At 34.1% G+C, this 3062-nt stretch carries 3 protein-coding genes and 1 pseudogene; 3 read left to right on the forward strand and 1 reads right to left on the reverse strand.

The genetic code is table 11. The features are described 5' to 3' along the window. Positions 1-124 precede the first annotated feature (124 nt). Positions 125-463: pseudogene (locus GBI16_RS17805) on the reverse strand (ISNCY family transposase); the annotation flags it as partial. Here GBI16_RS17805 and GBI16_RS18755 point away from each other — a divergent pair. The 3 genes from GBI16_RS18755 to GBI16_RS17815 form a co-directional block, all read left to right on the forward strand. Further along, entirely contained in the window at positions 424-591 is a 168-nt protein-coding gene (locus GBI16_RS18755; protein WP_171494589.1) for a hypothetical protein, read from the forward strand. The pseudogene GBI16_RS17805 and the gene GBI16_RS18755 overlap by 40 nt on opposite strands. Beyond that, positions 588-1316, forward strand: a complete 729-nt coding sequence (gene qatD / locus GBI16_RS17810; RefSeq protein ID WP_151707590.1) for a Qat anti-phage system TatD family nuclease QatD — start codon at positions 588-590, stop codon at positions 1314-1316. Before GBI16_RS18755 ends, qatD begins: the two co-directional genes overlap by 4 nt. A gap of 265 nt (positions 1317-1581) precedes the next feature. After that, positions 1582-3062 (forward strand): hypothetical protein (locus GBI16_RS17815; RefSeq protein WP_215900694.1); only part of this gene is annotated, 1481 nt, incomplete at its 3' end.

The raw sequence follows: 3062 nt of genomic DNA on the forward strand, positions 1-3062 counted from the left end.
GTTGAACGAGAACGTTCCAGAGGGTATGAATAACGATAAGATACTGATCTTAAAGTAATATTAAAAACACTGTTATTCACCAATTAAAATGTCTATGCGATAAACCATTTAAAATGTCCTGTTTTTAACCACAAGAGTCAAGCACAGGATTTAAATTTCTTTGTTCAATAACAGCTTTCTGAGCTTTACGACTCGGCATACTTTTCTTGGCCCGGGAACGTTTATTTTGTTTTTCCAATACTTCATGTTGCTGTTGAATATGCGCCAGGACTGAACCTAACCGTTTATTCTCAACAATCTCATTTTGCTGCAGCCCAGCCAATTTATTGAAGATGCTGTAGTTGAGCTTTCGTCCTTCATGCATGAGGGCCAAAGTGCCATCCGGATACTCCAGAATTGAAATGTTTTGATGATGTGTTTTCGATGCGTATAGCAATTTTAAATAGGCAAGAGTTAGGGACTTCAAAGTGGATTGGTGCATCTTTGAGCTCTAATTTAATACCAGATCAAGATAAGCAAAAACATCAAGATACTGTAGAGAGAGGTTTGTTAGAAATGCAAAAATTTATTGGAGATTTAGGTCTAGTATGATTGATTTTCATGCACATTTAGACCTCTATCCTAATGTGGTTCATGTTATACAGAATATCGTAAATATGAATATGTATGTTCTATCTGTAACTACAACACCAAGTGCATGGGAGGGGACGAATGCACTTAGTATCAATTTTCCTCGTATAAAGACTGCATTAGGACTACATCCTCAAATTGCACATGAGCGGTATTCAGAACTCCCATTATTTGATCGATTGATTTCTAAAACTAGATATATTGGTGAAATTGGTTTGGATGGTGGAAAGGAATTTAAAGATCATTGGAATATACAAACGATGGTTTTTGAACATATTTTAAGAGCATGTACAAACGCTGGTGGAAAAATACTTAGTATTCATAGCCGTCATGCAACTAGCGAAGTTCTAAACTTTATTGAAAAGTATCCAAAAGCTGGAGTGCCAATTTTACACTGGTTTACAGGCAATAAGACTGAGTTGAGAAGAGCAATAAGTCTGGGCTGTTGGTTTAGTGTGGGACCTGCGATGTTAAAAAGTAAACGTGCTATAGAGCTCGTCAAGGAAATACCTATTGATAGGTTAATAACAGAAACGGATGGACCATTTGCTCAAGTTAATAAAGTATCTGCAATGCCGTGGGATGTTGCAATCGCACTCAAACAATTAAGTGAAATTTTAAAAATGCCATATAGCGAAATAGAAAGATTGATTCATAATAATTTTTCTAACTTATTATTAAGTTAGAAAAATTTAAGGATGTTGAGGAAATCATGGTTGAATAGCCACCAAAATTCTAAACACATATAACCTTTTTTGACCTACTTTTCCTAATAGTTGATTAATATCTTGGTTTGGCATGAAGAGTCATAGGTAAAGTGCCTTATCCCGTTGCATTAATTTCTAAATAATTGATAGGAATCTTATTGAATTTTCGGTGTATCATATACCTATATAGTTGAATTAAATAATATAAGTTTCTATCTATTCGTTTAAATTTAGAGAATGTACTATGGCTGCAAATCATGTCGAGCATTCAAGGGATTGGTCGAAGATTAAATCTCTTTTGGAGCTATCCACACGAGCCCCATCTGATTCGCAGAAATTCTACAGTTTAGAACAACAAAAAGAAGCTGAGGATTTAGCAACATTTTTAATGTACTCTTCACTTACAACAGAACCTCTAGATAGAAACTGTGTAACTGGGCTTCTTGATGGTACTAAGTTATGGGAACGTAATGGCGAACTTGTACCGATTAATAAAGGCATTGAAATTGAATATTTAGAAAAATGCTGCCTTATAACATTTGAGGCTGATTTCCTTTTGCTTACTTGTAACTTAGAACACGACCTTGAGCGGCAAGTTGATGACTCTCTAGTTCCCATAATAGAAACTCTTAGAACTTTACAACATATCCAGTATGGTCAAGATGGATATAAAAAAACCAACCTCTGTGTGTCGGAAGATATATGGGATAGAGAATTCTCTAGCACATCCATTTTATTCAACTATGTTAAAAAAGAAGATAATTGTTATGTATTTAACGGAAGAGAGCATAACCTTAACCAGTTAGTTAGTACCTTTTTATGGCAGATGTTACTTTCCAACTCCGCTATCGCTAATGAAGCCTTTGGAAAATGGCTACGTATCATGCGATTAACGTGTAGTTGTGCTCTCCCTATTCTTAATTATGTGACTTCAGAAGCAGAGTACAAAGCTTATACAGTCGAGCTGACAAAACATTTACTAGAGCTACCTGTACCTAGAGATTTAACACGTTCAATATCAAATAGTAATTTTTTTTCAGACATTGTTCGCAACTATACTCCAGTGATAACCATGTCAATTGACCTTTTACCAACGAGCGGAACAACGAATAATACTGACAAATGTGTAAACCAGCCTAGAAAAAATGTGATTACAGAAAGCTCTCTGCCTTCCTTTAATTCTCATTCATCACTTCAGGTTAGTAAAAATGAATTTTTTCAGATACAGGAGCATTTAGAAAGCAGAACTTATCACCACAGGGTTGGATACTTTTATAGTTGGTTAGTTTCGGATTTTTTAGAGGAAAGCATTTGTATTGATAACCATTCGCTATTTTATCCTCATAAACTTATAGAACTGATTGAATTTTCTTTGGAACACCCTTTACTTAAACAACTACTCTTTAGTGATTTGTTTCGATTTCGATTATTACCTAAATATTTCTGCTTTCTCCTATCTAGAGTAGATACATGTAATTTCGCAATATTTTGGTTTTCCTATTTCTATAATGACATTGCGAATCAGATTTCAAATCGCAGCATTTTAGAAGAATTAGAGATTTTTATTTCCCGAAAATATTCAGAAACAAATTCTAACAACTTTCATTGTAGTGAAGACTTTATTGATATTGTTTTTGTATTAACTGATAACTTACGGTTGTTTAAAATTGACTTTAAAGATTCACGTTACTACACATTATTTGACAACTTTTTAAAGCATCAACA

Source organism: Acinetobacter sp. TUM15064 (assembly GCF_008980265.1).
Classification (GTDB): domain Bacteria; phylum Pseudomonadota; class Gammaproteobacteria; order Pseudomonadales; family Moraxellaceae; genus Acinetobacter.